This is a genomic window from Corynebacterium pilbarense, assembly GCF_026930265.1.
Taxonomy (GTDB): Bacteria; Actinomycetota; Actinomycetes; order Mycobacteriales; family Mycobacteriaceae; genus Corynebacterium; species Corynebacterium pilbarense.
The window spans coordinates 1-518 of sequence record NZ_JANRML010000149.1 but is presented as its reverse complement, the minus strand read 5'-3'; the positions used below and the strand labels follow the sequence as shown (position 1 = coordinate 518).

Sequence of the window (518 nt, the reverse complement as noted above, 5' to 3'; positions counted from 1 at the left end):
CTGACGCACACAGCACAAAAAAAGCACTACTACGAGGGATCGTTAGACGCAGTTGTCATATCTGATGCACCCACACACACACATGCAAAGAATATAACACATACCCAACACAAAAGAGTGCATGACTTTCATGCTACAGCCATTAGCATGTACCGGACTGAGATAAAAGACAGAATTTTGGAAGCTGCAAATGCTGATTTGCAGTACAGAGGTTTAGTAGCAAAGCTACAACAGCGTGAGAGACCGCAGACCAAGGAAAGTTACACCTTGGGAACTGATGGTTTACTTCTGTATAAAAACAGAGTGTATGTACCCAATGTCCAAGAATTGAAGCTGGCAATTCTAAAGGAGATGCATAATGTGACTTATGCTAGACATCCTGGATATCATAAGACTGTGGCAGCAATCAAGAGCCATTACTTTTGGCCAGGTATGAAGAGAGAGATTATTGAATACATCGCCAGATGTATGGAGAGCCAGAAGGTTAAGGCTGAGCATAGGCACCCAGCAGGGTTGCT

At 43.4% G+C, this 518-nt stretch carries 1 protein-coding gene; it reads left to right on the top strand.

Translation table 11 applies throughout. The features are described 5' to 3' along the window. Window positions 1-147 precede the first annotated feature (147 nt). Window positions 148-518: integrase zinc binding domain-containing protein (locus tag NUW87_RS11605; RefSeq protein ID WP_269028690.1), on the top strand; the 371-nt coding region annotated here is incomplete at its 3' end.